General features: G+C 72.4%; 16 protein-coding genes. 7 read left to right on the top strand and 9 right to left on the bottom strand.

The window, feature by feature from the left end:
* Positions 1 to 1,332 carry a cation:proton antiporter gene (locus AB0L59_RS27145; protein WP_365588510.1) on the top strand — a complete coding sequence of 444 codons (1,332 nt, stop codon included), beginning with the start codon at positions 1 to 3 and terminating at the stop codon, positions 1,330 to 1,332.
* Between the two features lie 66 nt (positions 1,333 to 1,398).
* Here AB0L59_RS27145 and AB0L59_RS27140 read toward each other — a convergent pair whose 3' ends face one another.
* Positions 1,399 to 1,932: a DUF1697 domain-containing protein gene (locus AB0L59_RS27140; protein WP_365588507.1), complete on the bottom strand. Its 534-nt coding sequence runs from the start codon at positions 1,930 to 1,932 to the stop codon at positions 1,399 to 1,401.
* Positions 1,933 to 2,088: 156 nt separating this feature from the next.
* On the opposite strand from AB0L59_RS27140, the gene AB0L59_RS27135 reads away from it, so the two are divergent.
* Both AB0L59_RS27135 and AB0L59_RS27130 read left to right on the top strand, forming a co-directional pair.
* Positions 2,089 to 2,484 (top strand): pyridoxamine 5'-phosphate oxidase family protein, encoded by a 396-nt coding sequence (locus tag AB0L59_RS27135; protein ID WP_365588504.1) that lies wholly within the window; start codon positions 2,089 to 2,091, stop codon positions 2,482 to 2,484.
* Positions 2,485 to 2,498: 14 nt separating this feature from the next.
* Positions 2,499 to 3,320: a methyltransferase gene (locus tag AB0L59_RS27130; protein WP_365588501.1), complete on the top strand. Its 822-nt coding sequence runs from the start codon at positions 2,499 to 2,501 to the stop codon at positions 3,318 to 3,320.
* A 58-nt stretch (positions 3,321 to 3,378) separates the two neighbouring features.
* On the opposite strand, the gene AB0L59_RS27125 is transcribed toward AB0L59_RS27130, so the two are convergent.
* Genes AB0L59_RS27125 through AB0L59_RS27110 form a run of 4 tightly spaced genes read right to left on the bottom strand, consistent with a single transcriptional unit; the run spans position 3,379 to position 6,759 of the window.
* Positions 3,379 to 4,803 (bottom strand): class I adenylate-forming enzyme family protein, encoded by a 1,425-nt coding sequence (locus AB0L59_RS27125; RefSeq protein WP_365588499.1) that lies wholly within the window; start codon positions 4,801 to 4,803, stop codon positions 3,379 to 3,381.
* Positions 4,804 to 4,807: 4 nt separating this feature from the next.
* Positions 4,808 to 5,359 (bottom strand): polyketide synthase, encoded by a 552-nt coding sequence (locus tag AB0L59_RS27120; protein ID WP_365588496.1) that lies wholly within the window; start codon positions 5,357 to 5,359, stop codon positions 4,808 to 4,810.
* Entirely contained in the window at positions 5,356 to 6,495 is a 1,140-nt protein-coding gene (locus tag AB0L59_RS27115) for a beta-ketoacyl-[acyl-carrier-protein] synthase family protein (RefSeq protein ID WP_365588493.1), read from the bottom strand. Before AB0L59_RS27115 ends, AB0L59_RS27120 begins: the two co-directional genes overlap by 4 nt.
* 3 nt (positions 6,496 to 6,498) lie before the next feature.
* A complete protein-coding gene (locus tag AB0L59_RS27110) occupies positions 6,499 to 6,759 on the bottom strand; it encodes an acyl carrier protein (RefSeq protein WP_365588490.1) in 261 nt (86 codons plus the stop codon).
* 169 nt (positions 6,760 to 6,928) lie between these two features.
* Here AB0L59_RS27110 and AB0L59_RS27105 point away from each other — a divergent pair, with 169 nt between their 5' ends.
* The 4 genes from AB0L59_RS27105 to AB0L59_RS27090 are packed head-to-tail and all read left to right on the top strand — an operon-like array spanning position 6,929 to position 11,923.
* The gene (locus AB0L59_RS27105; protein WP_365588487.1) at positions 6,929 to 8,482 is read left to right on the top strand and encodes an ABC transporter substrate-binding protein; all 1,554 of its coding nucleotides are present in this window, start codon (positions 6,929 to 6,931) and stop codon (positions 8,480 to 8,482) included.
* Positions 8,483 to 8,496: 14 nt separating this feature from the next.
* A complete protein-coding gene (locus AB0L59_RS27100; protein ID WP_365588485.1) occupies positions 8,497 to 9,432 on the top strand; it encodes an ABC transporter permease in 936 nt (311 codons plus the stop codon).
* Entirely contained in the window at positions 9,429 to 10,217 is a 789-nt protein-coding gene (locus AB0L59_RS27095) for an ABC transporter permease (protein WP_365588482.1), read from the top strand. Before AB0L59_RS27100 ends, AB0L59_RS27095 begins: the two co-directional genes overlap by 4 nt.
* The gene (locus AB0L59_RS27090; RefSeq protein ID WP_365588480.1) at positions 10,214 to 11,923 is read left to right on the top strand and encodes an ABC transporter ATP-binding protein; all 1,710 of its coding nucleotides are present in this window, start codon (positions 10,214 to 10,216) and stop codon (positions 11,921 to 11,923) included. Before AB0L59_RS27095 ends, AB0L59_RS27090 begins: the two co-directional genes overlap by 4 nt.
* Positions 11,924 to 11,989: 66 nt before the next feature.
* On the opposite strand, the gene AB0L59_RS27085 is transcribed toward AB0L59_RS27090, so the two are convergent.
* From AB0L59_RS27085 to AB0L59_RS27070, 4 genes are all read right to left on the bottom strand, one after another.
* Positions 11,990 to 13,489: an MFS transporter gene (locus tag AB0L59_RS27085; protein ID WP_365588477.1), complete on the bottom strand. Its 1,500-nt coding sequence runs from the start codon at positions 13,487 to 13,489 to the stop codon at positions 11,990 to 11,992.
* 67 nt (positions 13,490 to 13,556) lie between these two features.
* On the bottom strand, positions 13,557 to 15,035 hold the full coding sequence (locus AB0L59_RS27080) for a class I adenylate-forming enzyme family protein (protein WP_365588475.1): 1,479 nt from the start codon (positions 15,033 to 15,035) through the stop codon (positions 13,557 to 13,559).
* Entirely contained in the window at positions 15,025 to 15,411 is a 387-nt protein-coding gene (locus AB0L59_RS27075) for a DUF3224 domain-containing protein (protein ID WP_365588472.1), read from the bottom strand. The genes AB0L59_RS27080 and AB0L59_RS27075 overlap by 11 nt, the downstream gene beginning before the upstream one ends.
* A 235-nt stretch (positions 15,412 to 15,646) precedes the next feature.
* Entirely contained in the window at positions 15,647 to 16,489 is an 843-nt protein-coding gene (locus AB0L59_RS27070; protein ID WP_365588469.1) for a hypothetical protein, read from the bottom strand.
* Positions 16,490 to 16,501 lie beyond the last annotated feature (12 nt).

The following is a 16,501-nucleotide window of genomic DNA, read 5'->3' as shown; positions in this document are numbered from 1 at the left end:
ATGTCGACCCTCGCGTCCGGGGCGGCGCCCCCGCTGCCACCCCACCAGGTGATGCTGTTCCTCCTCCAGGCCGGGGTGCTGCTGGCGCTGGCGTTCTGTCTGGGCCGGCTGGCCGGACGGTGGGGACTGCCCGCTGTCGTGGGCGAGTTGGCCACCGGTGTCCTGCTCGGGCCCACCGTGCTCGGCGCGGCGGCCCCCGATGCGGCCGCGTGGCTGCTGCCCGCACGGGCGGAGCAGGCCCATCTCCTCGACGCCCTCGGCCAGTTCGCCGTCCTGCTGCTCGTCGGGGTGGCCGGGGCGCACCTGGACCCCCGGTTGATCCGTCGCCGACGGGGCCTGCTGCTCAGGGTCGGAGTCTCCGGCCTGCTGATCCCGCTCGGACTGGGTGTCGCCGCCGGCTACCTGGTGCCGCTTTCGCTGGTGGGCGACGGCACACACCGCACCACCTTCGCGCTGTTCCTCGGCGTCGCGCTCAGCGTCAGCGCGATCCCCGTCATCGCCAAGACCCTCTCCGACATGAATCTGTTCCACCGGGACGTCGGGCAGCTGATCATGGCCTCCGCCGCCGTCGACGACGCGGTGGCCTGGTTCCTGCTCTCGCTGGTGTCCGCGATGGCCGCCGGATCCCTCAGCCTCGCCGCCACCGGCGTTGCGGCCGCCCGCCTGACCGGTTTCGTGGCGGTCGCCGTCGCCGCCCGTCCCCTTGTCCGCGGCCTGTTCCGGCGCCTGGACCGGGGCGGCGACAGCGGGCCGGTGTCCGCCGTCGCCGTCATCGTCATCCTGCTCAGCGGTGCGGCGGCGCAGGCGCTGAGCCTGGAGGCCGTGTTCGGCGCCTTCGTCGCCGGTCTGCTGATCGCCTCCGCGGTCGATCCGCGCCGGCTCTCGGCACTGCGCGACGTGACCCTCGCCGTCCTGGCGCCGTTGTTCCTGGCCTGCGCCGGGCTGCGGGCCGACCTCACCGCGCTGCGCGACCCACGCGTCGCGCTCACCGGTCTGGTGCTGCTGGTCCTCGCCATGGCGGGCAAGCTGGCCGGTGCCTCGCTCGGCGCCCGGCTGAGCGGACTGAGCCGGTGGGAGGGCGTGGCCATCGGAGCGGGCCTGAACGCCCGCGGCGCGGTCGAGATCGTGGTCGCCGGTGTGGGGCTGCGCCTGGGGATCCTGACGACGACGACCTACACCCTCGTGGTGCTGATCGCCGTCCTCACCTCCGTGGCGGCGCCCGTTCTGCTGCGCCGGGCCATGGCCCGGGTGGAGAAGACCGCCGATGAGGAGCTGCGCGAGGCCGACGCGGCCCTGCCGGCCGAGGACGGCGAACGCGGCGGCGTCACCTGACCCGCGCTCCGGGCCGGCCGCGGACGGGAGCCCTCCCGGACGCGGCCGGTGGCGTGCCACCCCGGGTCAGGCGGTCAGTTCCGCAAGCTTGACGAGCGTGTTCCAGTTGCGGCCAGTCACCGTGACCGCGTGCCGGCGCTCCAGGAACGCGCTGACGTCCGGTGCCTCCAACGGGCCCTGCGGACACCAGTGGTAGACGACGCCACTGCCCAGGCGCACCTCGTCCGGCGCCAGGCTCCTCGGGTCGTGTGCGGCCACCCGGCCGGGATCCAGAGGCGCCGACAGGAACAGGGCGAACATCCACGAGGGCTTCACCGCGACGTCGGCCAGCGGATGGGCGTCGATCACGGCGCGCAGCTCCTCGCCGGTGCGGATCAGGCAGCGTACCTCCTTGCCGAAGCGCTCGCTGATGCCGGTCTCGATCCGGTCCGCGACCAGTTCCGGGGCATCGGGACTGCTGAGCACCGCGTTCCCGCTCTGCAGATACGTACTGACGTCGTCGTAACCCAGCTCGCACAGCAGGTCGCGCAGCTCCGCCATCGCGATCTTCTTCTTGCCACCGACGTTGATCCCCTTGAGCAGAACGGCGTAACGAGGCATCGAGCCAACTCCCCTTCGTAGCTCTGTGCAGTGCGTTCATCGTGGACCCCGCACGGAGCCCCACAGTGCTCAATCTTGCACAGACCGCGCCCTCGAGCCGGGGCAGCATGCGCGAGAGTGCGCCACGCGTCCCCGTCCGCCGGAAGGACCGTCCCAGTGATCAGCGAAGCGACGACGGCGTTCCTGGCCGAGCCCCTGCCCATCGTGGTCGGTACCCGGCGACGGGACGGCCGGGTGAAGATGACCCCGGCCTGGTTCGAGTTCCAGGACGGTTTCTTCTGGCTCAACAGCCGACGCGGAACGTACTGGCTCGCCCATGTCGAACGGGAGCGCCGAGCCAGCCTGTTACTGATCGACCCGCACGACATGTACCGCGTGGTCCACGCCGAGACCCGGTTGACGGGGACCACCACCGAAGGCGCAGGAGCCCATCTGGACCGGTTGTCGCACCGGTACCGAGGGGAGCCCTACCGGGCTCTCGCGCCGATGACCCGGGTCATTGTCCAACTGGAGCCGCTGACCGTGCGCAGCACGCTCGACGGGCGGCCGTGACGAGGGGGGTAGGCATGGGCCTGGCGCGAGCGTCCGAACGGCGCGCGCAGATAGCAGCGGTGTTCGACAGGGTGTCGGACGTGTACGACTCCGTCGGCGTGCCGTGGTTCACGCCGATCGCCGAACGGCTGGTCGGGGAACTGCGGCCGCGGCCGGGGGAGCGCGCGCTCGATCTGGGCTGCGGGCGCGGGGCCGCCTTGTTCGCCCTCGCGGACGCGGTGGGCCCCGGCGGCCGGGCCACCGGGATCGACCTGTCGGCCGGCATGGTCGAGGCGACCCGCGCGGAGGTCCGCGCACGTGGCCTGAAACAGGTCGACGTGGCACGCATGGACGCGGCCGCCCCGGAACTGCCGTGCGGCGCCTACGACGTGGCCGCCGCCTCGTTCGTGATCTTCTTCCTGCCGGGTCCCCTGGCCGCCTTGCGCGCATGGCGTGATCTGCTCGTGCCCGGCGGACGGCTCGGTCTGTCCACGTTCTCGGACCACGCCTCAGGCTGGCTGGAGGAGGTGTTCCACGACTTCCTGCCGGCCTCCCCGTTCCGGGCGGCGAGCCCGTTCGACACCGACGAGGGAGTCGAGGAACTGCTCCGATCAGCCGGTTTCGACGCCGTACGGAGCACGACCTTCGCACTGGACGTCGTCTTCCGCGACCTCGAACAGTGGCGCGCCTGGTCCTGGTCGCACGGCCAGCGGGCCACGTGGGAACGCATCCCGGCGCGGCGGCACCCCGAGGTGCTGGCCGCGGCAGCCGGTCACCTGGAGCGATTCCGCTCGGGCGACGGCACGTACCGGATCGGGCAGCCGATACGGCTGACGCTGGCCGAGCGGCCCCGCTGAGACGGGCGTACGACGGCGGGTCCCCGCAGGACCGAGGGCCCGCCGTCGCCGCCTGCCCCTACTTGCGGAACACCGCCTGGTCGGCCGTCTCGATCCGCAGCTCGCTGGGCCGCTCGGCAGGGAGCAGGAAGGACAGCACGGACCGCCGGATCCGCTCGGCGGCGCTCCGGCCGCCGGCGGTGGCCGGGTCCAGCCGCACCGACAGCGTGTACTGGGCCGAGCCGTCCCGTTCGTCACCGACCGAGGTCGCGCAGTCGACCACGCCCGGTAGCGTCTGCACGTGTTCGCGCACCGCCGAGAGCGACACCTTCTCGCCGCGCACCACGACGAAGTCCGACAGACGGCCCTGGAAGCGGAGGTAGCCGTCCCCGTCGATCCGGAAGCGGTCGCCGGTGGCCACCACGCCCGGGCCGACGAGGCAGCGACCGCCCGTGGGATCGCCGATCTTGGCGACCAGGGCGGTGTCGGTGTGCACGAGCAGTTCGCCGGCGCCGTCGGCGACGTCCCGGAGAGAAACCCCGACGCCCGGCACGGGCAGCCCGACGGAGTCGAAACGGTGCTCCGGCTCCCGGTGCGCGGCCAGGGTGGCCACGCGGGGGCCGGCCTCGGTCAGCCCGTAGGTGACGTACAGCTCGGTGTCGGGCAGGGCGGCCCGCAGACCGGCCACATGACGGGCCGCCAGCCGGTCGCCGCCCACCGTCAGCATGCGCAGTTCCCGCGGGAGCCGCTCGCCGCGGTGCAGCAGCAGCCTGGCGATGGTCGGAGTGATCGACGAGCTGCTGATCCCGTGCCGGGAGAGCAGCCTGGGGTACTCGGCGGGCGAGAAGGGCGGCCCGGAGATCACCAGACGGGCGCCGGTGACCAGGCCGGCCATGGCCTGCGCGACCACCGCGTACGAGTAGAACAACGGCAGGCTGACCAGCATCGTGTCATCGGCCCTCAGGCCCACCGCCGCCGCATGCCGGGACGCGTTGCGCACCAGGGAGTCCACGCGGTGCAGACAGACGCTGAACATCCCCGAGGTCCCCGACGTCAGCAGCAGCGCGCTGCCGGACGGGTACGACGGGCCCGCCGCGGCTCCCCCCTCGAGCAGCACGGCGGCGGCGTCCCCGGCCGTGCGGGCGGCGCCGGACGCCCCCAGCCGGGCAGGGTCCACCCGCGTGCCGATCACCGCGCCGGCCGCCACCCGCCGGGCCAGCTCCGCGATCCGGGCCGAGGGCGTGGCGGGGGACACGGTCAGCGGAACACCTCCGGCCAGCAGCACCGCGAAGTAGTGCTCCAGCAGCCGGCGGCTGTTCGACAGGGACAGGATCACCGGTGTGCCGGGCGGCAGCCGCAGACGGGAGATGTCCGCGGCGACGTCGGCGAGCGGAGGACCGGGGCGGGAGGAGGACAGATCGACGCTGCGGTCCAGCAGGGACACCACGTCGTCCCAGCCGAACGGCAGGGCGGAGGGACGGACGGGTACGGGCTCACTCGGCACGGGATCACTCACCTGGGTCGGGGACGAGCAGCTGATCGAGCTCCGCCCGGCCGTCTGTCGGGCGGGACGCGGGCCGGACGACCGCGCACCGTGACGTGTGGACGCCGTCCCGCACGAGGTGGACGGCGAGCAGCACGTGCGAGGCCTGTCCGCCGTCCAGCCACGCGGCGGTCACCGCGGCGGCCGGATCCAGTCCGTGCGCCGGGTCCATGGCCAGGGCCAGCGTGGGGCCCCGGAACTTCCAGCGGATGCACGGCAGGCCCGCCAGCACCCCGGGATTGGCACCGGCGAAGCGCAGCGGCGAGATCCGGCCCCGCTGCGCCGAGTCGGCGAGTGCCGTCATGGTGAGCGCCGAACACGTGCTGCTCAGGGTGATGACTCCGACCCGGTCGGGTGCGGCGCTGAGGTCGTCGGCCGCGGCGCGCAGGGCCTCGTCCACCGCGGCCGTGACCAGCCAGGCGACCGGGTCGGCGAAGAAGGACGGTTTGTTGTGCGCGAGTTGGGCGGGACGGCCGGAGCTGACCGACCCCACCGCGGTCACCGTGAACGCGGTCATGCGGCACCCCTCTCGAAGAGGAGACAGCTGTTGAATCCACCGAACCCGATGGTCAGGCTGGCGCCGAGGGCACCGTCGAAGCTCTGCGCACCGCCGACGGCCGTCGGCAGCGGAAACTCGGGCAGCGGCTCCGCCAGGCCGACGACGGGCGGCACCTTGCGGTCGCGCAGCGCGAGGATCACGGAGACCGCCTCGATCGCACCGGTGGCACCCAGGCTGTGCCCGAGCGCTCCCTTTGTCGCGAAGACGAGGGGCGGGCGGGTCACCCCGGAGAACAGCCGACGCAGACTGACGCTCTCCACGGCGTCGTTGACCGGGGTCCCCGTGGCGTGCGCGTTGACCACCGCCACCTCTTCGGCGGTGCGGCCGGCGTCCGCCAGAGAGCGCCGCACGGCGAGGACCACGCTGTCCCCGGACGGGTCCGGCGTGGTCAGGCCGGCCGCGTCGTTGGCCGAGCCGGTCCCGCGCAGCACGGCCCGCACCGGTGCCCCGCGCCGCCGCGCCGACGCGCCGCGTTCGAGGACGAGCAGAGCCGCACCCTCGCCGAGCACGGTGCCGCTGTGCCGTACGTCGAAGGCCCGCAGGGCGTCCGGGCTGAGCGTGCCGAGTGCGGAGTGTCCCAGCCGTTTGCCGGGCGTCAGGACATCCGCACCGCCCGCCACACAGATGTCCGCCTGCCCGGAGCGCAGCAGCGCGGCCGCGACCAGGACGCTGTCGGCCCCCGCGGAACAGGCCGTCGCGACCACCACCGGCCGGTGCGGATGGCCCACGTGCCGGGCGGCGTCCACCGCCCAGTCGTCCGCCGCGGCGAACGGCTCGTCCAGCAGCGGCCCGTAGCTCGTGCCCAGGACCACCCGTACGCCCGCGTCGGCGGGGTCGAGGCCGGCGGAGGTGAAGGCCGCCTCGAGGACGGAGACGGTCAGGGCCCTCTGCCGCCGCGCGGCGGACTCGCCGAGCGGCAGCCCTGGCACCGTCCCGGCCAGCGGAGTACGGACCGGGAAGGCGGACGGCGTCTCACGTAGTCCCGTCTCCCCGGCGAGGAGCCGGCACCACACCCCCTCCAACGTGTCGCCGAGCGGCGTCGACCAGGCCAGGCCGGTGACGCAGACGTCCTCCGGGCCCGCGTGCGAGGCCACCGGTCACCGTGCCGGGGAGGAGCTCTTCAGCCGCTCGACCAGGGCGGCCACGTCGGCGATGGTGTGGAAGTGCTCAGGAGTGAAGTCGTCGGCGGGAATGGTCACCGAGAACCGGCTCTCGCACTGCGCACGCAACTCGACGAACCCGAGCGAGTCGAGTCCGTAGACATCCCGCAGGCTCTCGTCGTCCCTCATCTGGTCGACCGGCACTTCGACGAAAACGTCGGTGACCAGGATGTCCTTGATGGTGTCCGTGACGTTCATGGTCCGGCCTCTCTCGCGGCGTCGGGCGGTGCGTGTCTGACTCACCGCCACAGTTCCGGGCCGGACAGCGCCGGGTCTGGTCAGTATTGAGCAGCCCCCGTCGGCAGCGGATGTGACGCTCCTGTGCACAGCACACGAACACCCCACGTCCAGACGGGAGCTCACCACCATGCCTGCCTCCTCTTCCCCGCTGCGCCGACGGTCCCTGCTGAGGGGTGCCGGTGCCATGGTCCTGGCTGCGGCTGTCGGCAGTGGCATGCTCACGGCCTGCTCCTCGGACGACTCCGCCTCGCAGGCGACCGCGGCGAAGCCACGGGCGGTGGACACGCTGAAGATCGCCGTAGGTGATCCGACGAAGGCGACCGGCACCGACCCGCGCGCCGTCGGCAACGGCCTGAGCTCCATGGTGATGTTCCACCTCTACGACAGCCTGATGAGCCTGGAGGGCGACAAGTACACCTACAAGCTGGCCCGTTCGGTGACGCCGAACGCCGACGGCACGAAGTGGACGATCACGCTGCGCGACGGAGTCACGTTCCACGACGGGCGACCCGTGACGGCCGCGGACGTGGCCTACAGCCTGCGCACCGTCGGTGCTCCGCCCAGCAACCGCGCGTCCGTCTTCGCCGACGTCGACCTGGCCCACATCAAGGTCGTCGACACGCACACGCTGCAGGTGCCGCTGAAGCAGGCCCGCGGTGACTTCCGTGAGGCGGTGCTCGCCACGTACTCGCCCGTCTTCCCGGCCGGGACCACGGACTTCAGCAAGGACGCCGGCTCCGGCCCCTACAAGCTCGACGGCATCGACGGCGGGAACGTCCGGCTGGTCGCCAACGACACGTACTGGGGCGGCAAGCCCGCGATCAAGCACCTGGAACTGCTCAGGATCGACGATCCGGCCGCCCGGCTGAACGCCGTCAAGGGCGGCCAGGCCGACTACGCCGTGGGCGTCAGCGCCGTCGGCGCGGCCGCGGAGAAGACCGACAAGGCGATCACCGTCGTGCGGTCGGGCCTCGCCAGTGCGAATGCGCTCAGCTTCTCGATGAACCAGACCATCGCGCCGTTCGACAACCCGAAGGTGCGCAAGGCCCTGCGACTGGCGATCGACCGCAAGCAACTCGTCGACACCGCGCTGCTCGGCAACGGCCGGGTCGCCGACGACGTGGTCGGCGAGGGCCTGCCCGGTTACGCCACGGACCTGCCGGCCCGACAGCGCGACGTGGCGGAGGCCAGGAAGCTGCTGCGGGAGGCCGGCGTCACCAAGCTGACGCTGCGGACGTCGGAGATCGTGCCCGGTATGACCGACGCCTCCCGGCTCTTCGCCCAGCAGCTGTCCGACGTCGGGGTGAAGCTCACCCTCCAGAACGTGCCGGCCGACGCCTACTACGCCGACCTCGCGTCCCTGACGAAGCAGCCGTTCCAGGCCTTCTACTACGCCAACCGCCCGGCGCCGCTGCACCTGGCCGCCACCACCTCCAAGGGAGCCTTCTTCAACGTCACCGGCGCCGGCCCGGACCACTTCAAGCAGCTCGCGGCCGCCCAGCGGATCGTCGACGACGGCCGGCGCGCCGAGGCCTTCAAGAAGATCGAGCGGGACTTCTACGACAACGGTGGCGACATCATCTGGGCCTTCCAGGACCAGCTCGACGCGACTCGGATCCCGTTGAAGGGCGTCGTTCGCATCGGCGCGATGCCGGTGTTCGGCACCGCCACGGCAGGATGAGGCCGGCGGCCGCGGTGGGCCGCAGGCTGGCCGGGGCGCTGGGGACCCTCCTCGGTGCCTCGGCCCTGCTGTTCGCCGGTTCCCAGATGGTGCCCGGGGACGCAGCGAGCGCCTCGCTCGGCGCCGGCGCCACCACCGCCGAAGTCGCCCGGGTGCGGGCCGAGTACGGTCTCGACCGGCCGCTGGTCCAGCAGTATCTGGAGTGGGCGGGCCGGGCGGTGCGCGGCGATCTCGGCCGGAGCCTGTACGACCGCAGACCCGTCCTGGACGTGGTGGTCACCCCCTTTCTCGACACGGGCCTGCTGGTCGGCCTCACTGTCCTCGCCACCGTGCTGCTGGCCGTCGCGCTCGGACTGCTGACCGGGATGCGGCCGGGCAGCCGAACGGACCGGCTGCTGTCGGGGGCCGCCGTCGCGATCGTGTCGGTGCCGCAGTTCGTCACGGCCGTCCTGCTGGTGCTGCTCCTGGGCACCGGGCTGCGGCTCCTGCCGGCGGTGTCGCTCGTGCCCTTCGGCGGCACACCGCTGGACCGCCCGGAGATCCTGGTGCTGCCCGTGCTGTCCCTCACCCTGTTCTCGGCTTCCTGGGCGAGCCGGATCGTGCGCGCCGCGGTCCTCGACGCCGACGCCGCCCCGTACGTGGAGGCGGCACGGCTTGCCGGGCTGCCCGAACGCAGGGTGATCCTGCGTCATCTGCTGCCCGCCACGGTGGCGCCGTGCGTGCAGGCCTTCGCCTGGCTGATCGCCGCCCTGTTCGGAGGCACGGCCGTGGTCGAGCGGGTGTTCGGCTATCCGGGTCTGTCCGAGACCCTGGTCGGCGCCGTACAGCACCACGACACGCCCGTCCTGGAGGGCGTGGGGCTGCTGCTCGCCATGGTGACCGTCACCTGCCTGACACTGGCCGACGTGCTCGCCGCTGTGGCCACTCCGAAACTGAGGAGTGCCTCATGACGCGCCGTATCGCGGCATGGTTGTCGCTGCTGCCGCTGGTGGCCGTGCTCGCCGTGGCGCTGGCCGGGCCGCTGTTCGCCGGACACGATCCGGCCCGGGTGGTCTCCGTGCCGTACGCGGTGCGGGCCCCGGGCCTGCCGCTGGGCGCCGACGGCGCCGGACGGGACGTGTGGGCGCGGTTCCTGTGCGGTGGGCGGGACCTGGTCGTGCTGCCGCTGCTCGGCACGGTGGCCACCATGGTGCTGGGCACGGCCGTGGGCCTGGTGGCCGGCTACTTCCGGGGACCCGTGGACGCCGTGTTGTCGCGGACGGCCAACCTGCTGCTGGTGATTCCCCCGGTGCTGTCGCTGCTCGTCCTGCTGCACGGCTGGGGCTACTCCGGGCCCGTGCTGTTCGCGACGGTCCTGATCACCGGGGTGCCCTTCGTCTCCAAGGTGGCCCGTGCGGCGACCCTGACCGTGATGCGCACGGGGTACGTGGAGCAGGCCATGGCCCTTGGCGACGGCCCGTTCACCGTCATGGCACGGGAGATCGTGCCCAACATCGCCCGCCCCATCCTCGCGGACGCCGGAAGCCGGTTCGCGATCGCCATCTTCATCACCGCCTCGGCCGGATTCCTCGGATTCGGCCCGGGCGAACCGAACTGGGGAGCCATGATCAGCGAGAACATCGAGGGCATCACCCTCTCGCCCTGGGGCGTCGTCCTGCCCGCCGTCGCCCTGTCCTGCCTCACCGTCTCGGCCAACCTGCTGCTGGACCGGCTCACCGCGCGGATCCCGTCGTGATCGCCGTACAGGAGCTGACCGTACGGGACGCGGCGGACCGAGCGGTCCTGGACAGGGTCTCCTTCGCGGTCGCCGCGGGCGAACGGGTCGCCGTGGTCGGCGAGTCCGGCTCCGGCAAGACCACGCTCGCCCACGCGCTGCTGGGCGTGGCGCGCAGGGGGCTGCACGTGGCCGGCGGGGAGGTGCGGCTCGCCGGTCACGACATGTTGGCGCTCGACGGGTCCACCGTCCGGGCGGTGCGGCGCAGAACGGTGTCCTACCTGCCGCAGGACCCTCCCGCACATCTGACCCCCCATCTCCGCGTCGGCGCGCAGATCGCCGAGACGGCCGTGGCGCGTGCCGAGGCCGACATCGTCGGGCACCTCCTCGAACGGGTCGGGCTGCCCGCCGACCGCGCGTTCCGGCGACGGTTCCCGCACCAGCTCTCCGGCGGCCAGCAGCAGCGGCTCGCGCTGGCCCGGGCGCTGGCACCGCAACCGACGGTCCTGATCCTGGACGAGCCGACCACCGGTCTCGACGTCCTCGCCCAGCGCAGGGTCCTCGACCAGCTCGACGAACTCGTCGCCGAGCACGGACTGACACTGGTGCTGATCACGCACGAGCTGCCGGCCGCCGCACACCTCGCCGACCGGCTGGTGGTGATGCGGGACGGCCGTATCGTGGAGGACACGGCCCTGTCCCGGGCCTTCACCGACCCGGAGTCGGCGTACACGGCCCAACTGCTCCGGGCGGCTCCGACGATCGACCGGGCCCTCGCGCCCGCGGGGCCCGGGCCGGCCGCCGAAGGGCCGGCGGCCGCCGAGTGCGCCGCGGGGCCGGCAGCGGTGGACGCAGGTCTCGCCTCAACCTCCGTGGCGGGTAAGTCCGTTGCCGTGGCGTCCGCGTCCGGTGGGCCCCCGCTGCTGAGCGTGCGGGAGCTGCGAGCCGGGCACGGCCGGCAGTCCGTGATCGCCGAGGGGATCTCCTTCGACGTGGCGGCGGGGGAGTGTCTGGCGTTGCTGGGATTGTCCGGTGCCGGAAAGACGACGCTCGCACGCTGTGTCAGCGGTCATCACCGGCCCGACGGGGGCACCGTGGCTCTCGCGGGGGAAGTCGTGCCGGCGCGGCTGCGGGACCGGAGTACCGAACAGTTGCGCAGGATCCAGCTCATCGCCCAGGACGCGTCCCTCTCCCTCAACCCGCGCCGCACGGTGGAGGCCGCGCTCACCCGGCCGTTGCGGAAGCTGCAGGGCATGAGCCGTGCCGAGGCCGCGCTCGAAGTCACCCGGCTGCTGTCACTCGTCGGTCTCGACGCCTCCGTGGCCGCCCGCTGGCCGGGGCAGCTCTCGGGCGGCCAGCGCCAGCGGGTGACCATCGCCCGGGCCCTCGCGGCCCGCCCGGACGTGCTGCTGTGCGACGAAGTCACCGCCAGCCTGGACACCCGGGTCCAGGCGGCGGTGCTCGACCTGCTGGACGACTTGCGTGAACGCCTCGGCCTCGCCCTGGTGTTCGTCACCCACGACCTCGGCGTCCTCGCCAGGATCGCCGACCGGGTCCTCGTCCTGGCCGACGGCCGGGTGTGCGAACAAGGGCCGGTCTCACGCGTACTGACGGCTCCCCGGCACCAGTGGACCCGAGCCCTCGTGGAAGCCGCGCCGTCCCTGACGCCCCGCCGCGCGGGCGCGCCGCCCGCCGCGTCCTCGGCGACCTCCTCCACGAACACCTGACGCACGCCGGCAGAGACGGCGAGGGACTCCACCGGAGCCCCTCGCCGTCCGTGTCCCGTGGCCGGCTCAGGCCGTCACCGGTGCTTCGCCCTCCTCGGCCTCGGCGGCCGGCATCATGCCGACAGGCGGCTGAGGGAGCCGTGGCAGGGCCAGCATCAGCAGGAACGCGACGCCCAGACCTCCGACCACCCACCACAGGGAATTGACGAAGGCGTCGTTGAACGCCGTCGCCGGCGAAACACCGGCACCGGCACCGTCCAGAACGTCGAAGAAGGTGACCGAGGACAGCCCGAGGCCCAGCGCGATGCCCAGCTGGTTGGTCGTGTTGATCAGGCCGGAGGCCGAGCCCGCGTGCTGGAACGGCACCTGGGAGAGCACCGAACCGGTCAGCGGTGTGATGATCAGTCCCGTACCGGCTCCCATCACCGCGAGCGGCAGCACCATGGCCCAGGGACCGATGCCGCTGCCGTAGTGCCGGGCTTCCAGGGCGAACAGTGCGGCCCCCGCGGCCATGATCAGCGCACCGGCCTGCAGCACCTTTCGGCCGTGGGGCGCCAGTTTCTGCATCGCCAGCACCGCGGCGACCGACGTGGCGATCGCGTTGGGGGTGCCGGTCAGGCCCGTCTTCAGCGGGCTGTAGCCCAGACCGAGCTGGAGGTGGAGCGTCCACACCATCAAGAAGATGCCGCAGACCATGCTGACGGCCAGCTGGATGCCGATACCGGCGGCGAAGCTGCGCACCCGGAACAGCGACAACTCCACCAGCGGCGAGCCGTCGCGGCGACTCTTGACGCGCTCGTACAGCACGAAGCCGGCGAAGACCACGAAGCTGCCGGCCATCAGCGCGAAACTCCAGGCGGGCCAGCCCAGTTCGCGGCCCCGGGTGAGCGGCACGAGCAGCATCAGCAGCCCGGCGCTGGCCAGCACGATGCCCACCGGGTCCAGGCGCAGTGCCTGCGGGGCCTTCGACTCACCGATCAGGCGCATGCCGAAGACGAGCCCCGCCAGGCCGATCGGCAGATTCAGCAGGAAGACCGCGCGCCAGCTCAGGCCGAACACATCGCCCTGGGTCAGCACCGCCCCGACCAGGGGCCCCAGCACGGCCCCCATGCCGATGACCGAGCCGAACAGGCCGAACACCTTGCCCCGCTCCTCCATGGGGAAGGTGACATGGATGGTCGACAGCACCTGGGGCACCATCAACGCCGCGCAGGCGCCCTGCAGCACCCGCGCCGCGATCAGAAGGCCGGGGTCGCCGGCCACGCCGCACAGCGTGGAGGCGACGGTGAAGCCGCCGATGCCGATCAGGAAGACGCGCTTACGGCCGTAGATGTCCCCGAGCCGGCCACCGGTGATCAGCCCGACCGCGAACGCGAGGGCGTATCCGGCGCTCACCCACTGCAGCGCGCTGTAGGAGGCGTCGATGTCCTTCCGGATGGTGGGCATGGTGATGTTGACGATCGTGACGTCGATGACGTCGACGAGACTCGCGGTCAGCAGGACGGCGAGCGCGCGCCAGCGGCGGGGATCCGCGCCCCCGGCGGCGACCGGGGTCGGTGAAGTCATGGGGGTTCTCCTCAGGGCGGGATGGAACAGGGGGCTCCCGGGCGGGAGCCCCCTTGTGGGTGGTGGGTCAGCCGCAGCGCTCGCGCAGCTCGCGTTTGAGGACCTTGTTCTGCGAGTTGCGCGGCAACGCGTCCAGGACGAGCACCCGCACCGGGCGGTGACCGGTGTCGAGCCGCGCGGCCAGATGCGCGTCGAGATCGGTGGCGTCGTGCGCGGGGTCGAGCACCACCGCGGCCGCCACCTGCTGGACGGGGGAACCGGCCGGGACGCCGAAGGCGGCGGCCTCGATCACGGCCGGGTGTTCGTACAGGGCCGCCTCGACGGCCAGCGTGGAAACCGGTCCTCCGGCGGTACGCACCGCGTCGGCACGACGGTCGAAGAAGTGCAGTCGGCCCTCGTCGTCGAGGTGCCCCAGGTCCCCCGTGCGGTACCAACCGTCCGCCTTGATCCGCTCGTTGACCTCGGGCAGGCCGAGGTACAGCCGCTTCGGGGCCGGATGGCGCAGCCATATCTCGCCGACCCGGCCCGTCGGCAGGTCGGTGCCGTCCTCGTCGACCACGCGCAGCTCGGTGACCGGTGTCGGCTGTCCGACCGACAGCGGGTACTCGGGGTCGAAGACATTCACGCACAGCGCGGGGCTCGCCTCCGACTGCGAGCAGGCGCTGGTGATGCGTACGCCGGGCACCATCTCCAGCAGCTGCCGGGCGCGGGCGGGCGGCAACGGCGCCGAGCCGCAGGCGAACATCCCGACGGACGACAGGTCGTACGTCTCGTGGAGCCGGGCCAGCACCATCTGGTTGGCGATCCACGGGTTGATCGCGACCATGCCGACGCGGTACTTCTCGATGAGCTGTCCGCTGCGGTCGATGTCACCCGGCGGGGCCAACACCGTGACGACCTTGGCGATGGTGGCGATGTTCAGCGCGCTGGCGCTGCTGCCGGTGGCGATCTGCAGCGTGGTCAGCAGATACGAGGCCGAGCCGAAGGCGTCCATCGCCTCGGGCTTTCGGCCGAAGACGGCGTTGCCGTGCGGAATGGTGTACGCCTTGGCCGGCCCGGTGGTGCCTGAGGTGAACACCACGTCCGCGAGGTCCTCCGGTGCGATCGCCACACCGGGATCAGTGCGGTCGGCGCCGGCGAGCGCGTCCGTGGCCAGTGTCCGGCCGGACCAGGCGGCGGGTGCGGTTCGGCCCGGCGCGTGCAGGAGCCGGGACACCTCGGCCACCGTCATCCGCCGAGCCAGTTCCCCGGCCGGCTGGTCGGCGTTGAGGTGCACCGCGGTCGCCCCCGACTTCAGCACCGCGAAGTAGGCGACGGCGTACTCGACCCACTCCATGCCGCCGAAGAACAGCCCGATCCTCTCGCCCCGGCCGGCACCGTCGGCCAGCAGCCGGTGAGCGAGGGCGTTGGAACGCTCCTCCCAGTCCCGGTACGTCAGTTCGGCGGCGCCGTCGACCACGATGGCCACGCCGTCCGGCTGCACGCGCGCACGGTGGCGCAGCAGGTCGGGCACGGTGAGCGGCGCCACCGCCGCCTCAGGACTCAAGGTCGTAGTCCACGACGAAGTCGTGCCCCGGCAGGATCTCCGCGGTGCCGGAGATGCCCTTGAAGTCGCCGGTGCCCGAACCGGGCACGATGTCCAGGGACTTGCGGTGGTCGTCGCCGTGGGCCATCGAGCGGTGCGCCAGCATGAAGCTTCCCTTCATGCCGTGGAACTCCAGGTCGAGCTTCTCGATCGCGACGTAGACGGCCGGACCGCCTTCCACCCCGCACATGATGGCCTCCAGCACGCTGGTGCCGGTCATCTCTCCGGTGAAGGTCTTCGCGCCCTTCCTTCGCTGGGCCTGCGCCTCGTCCCATCGGATGACCTCGTCGCCCTCCCATGTGTCGAAGGTGAAGGCTCCGGTGACGCGCTTACTCATGGTCCGCCTCTTCGGTGTCGGTTGCCGTGGATGGGATGCAGGAAATGGGGGGCAGCGGGATCGTCGGCCAGCAGGCGAAGACCGCCTCGACCATCTCGGGCCCCGTGAGGAAGTCGGCCAGGGAGCGCAGTAGGGGGGCAGGGCCCCTCCGAGGTGTGTCGTCCACGGCGTCTCCTCTCGGGCGTGCCGCACGGGGCGAAGGCCATGCTCCGGGTGCGACGGCGCGCGGGTCTGGTCACTTTTGAGCGTCCGCACACGGCTGTGCGGACCGGGCCAGCAACCTGTCGGCGGCCTCGGCCACCTCTGCGGTGCGCAGCAGGTCGCCGTGCGGCACGTCGAAGAAGCGGGCGGAGCCGAACAGGGCCGAGCGCTGGGGTTCCGGGATGATGTGCAGGCCGATGCCGGCGGTGGCGGAGTTGAGCACGTCGGCGCTGCGCCAGGCGGGGCGCGGATCGAGGTCGATGGCGCCGGCCAGCCAGTGCAGATAGCCGTTGACGAGGTCGGCGCCGTCCTCGGCGGCCCGCTCGCTCCACCCGGCGCGCACGATGGCGGGCCGCAGCTCGTCGCGGAACAACTCGCCGAGCCGGTCGGCCAGTTCCAGCGCACCGGTGGCGGCTGCGGCCTCGGCGACACGGCGGCGGCCGTCGGCCAGCTGCTCCTCGGTGAACGCCTTGGCGAGCCGGCGGTAGAACCCCTCCACGTGCTCGGTCAGCATGTGGCGCTCGGCGAACCCCGGATCGAACAGCACCAGGCGGGGCCTGTCCTGCCACTCGGCGATCCGGTCGGCCATGACGCCCGCGTAGATGCCTCCGCCGCAGAAGCCCAGCAGGGCACGGACCTTCAGGCCGCTGCCGCGGATGCCGTCGAGCCAGCGCTCGGCCTGGTCACGGCCGGTCATGCCGGCCTCCTGGCCCCAGGGCACCGGGGCGGTCTCCCAGATGGTGTGGCCGGTGTCGAGCAGCTTGACCAGGTCGTGGAAGTTGGCGGCCTGTCTGCCGGTCGCGGCGAAGTCGGCGACGACGACGAGTTCGCCGCTGTCCTCGCTGCGAAGGACGTTGAACGCCTCGGGCTTCGTCATGTCAGATTCCTG

The organism is Streptomyces sp. NPDC052109, assembly GCF_040680195.1.
Lineage (GTDB): Bacteria > Actinomycetota > Actinomycetes > Streptomycetales > Streptomycetaceae > Streptomyces.
Note: the sequence above shows the minus strand (reverse complement) of the source record. Positions and strands in the feature narration are given on the sequence as shown.

Excerpts from the sequence above, each read along its gene's own strand:
- AB0L59_RS27120 (WP_365588496.1), bottom strand. The coding sequence starts at position 5,359 with ATGACCGCGTTCACGGTGACCGCGGTGGGGTCGGTCAGCTCCGGCCGT.
- AB0L59_RS27110 (WP_365588490.1), bottom strand. The coding sequence starts at position 6,759 with ATGAACGTCACGGACACCATCAAGGACATCCTGGTCACCGACGTTTTC.
- AB0L59_RS27085 (WP_365588477.1), bottom strand. The coding sequence starts at position 13,489 with ATGACTTCACCGACCCCGGTCGCCGCCGGGGGCGCGGATCCCCGCCGC.
- AB0L59_RS27070 (WP_365588469.1), bottom strand. The coding sequence starts at position 16,489 with ATGACGAAGCCCGAGGCGTTCAACGTCCTTCGCAGCGAGGACAGCGGC.
- AB0L59_RS27130 (WP_365588501.1), top strand. The coding sequence starts at position 2,499 with ATGGGCCTGGCGCGAGCGTCCGAACGGCGCGCGCAGATAGCAGCGGTG.
- AB0L59_RS27105 (WP_365588487.1), top strand. The coding sequence starts at position 6,929 with ATGCCTGCCTCCTCTTCCCCGCTGCGCCGACGGTCCCTGCTGAGGGGT.
- AB0L59_RS27075 (WP_365588472.1), bottom strand. The coding sequence starts at position 15,411 with ATGAGTAAGCGCGTCACCGGAGCCTTCACCTTCGACACATGGGAGGGC.
- AB0L59_RS27095 (WP_365588482.1), top strand. The coding sequence starts at position 9,429 with ATGACGCGCCGTATCGCGGCATGGTTGTCGCTGCTGCCGCTGGTGGCC.
- AB0L59_RS27140 (WP_365588507.1), bottom strand. The coding sequence starts at position 1,932 with ATGCCTCGTTACGCCGTTCTGCTCAAGGGGATCAACGTCGGTGGCAAG.
- AB0L59_RS27145 (WP_365588510.1), top strand. The coding sequence starts at position 1 with ATGTCGACCCTCGCGTCCGGGGCGGCGCCCCCGCTGCCACCCCACCAG.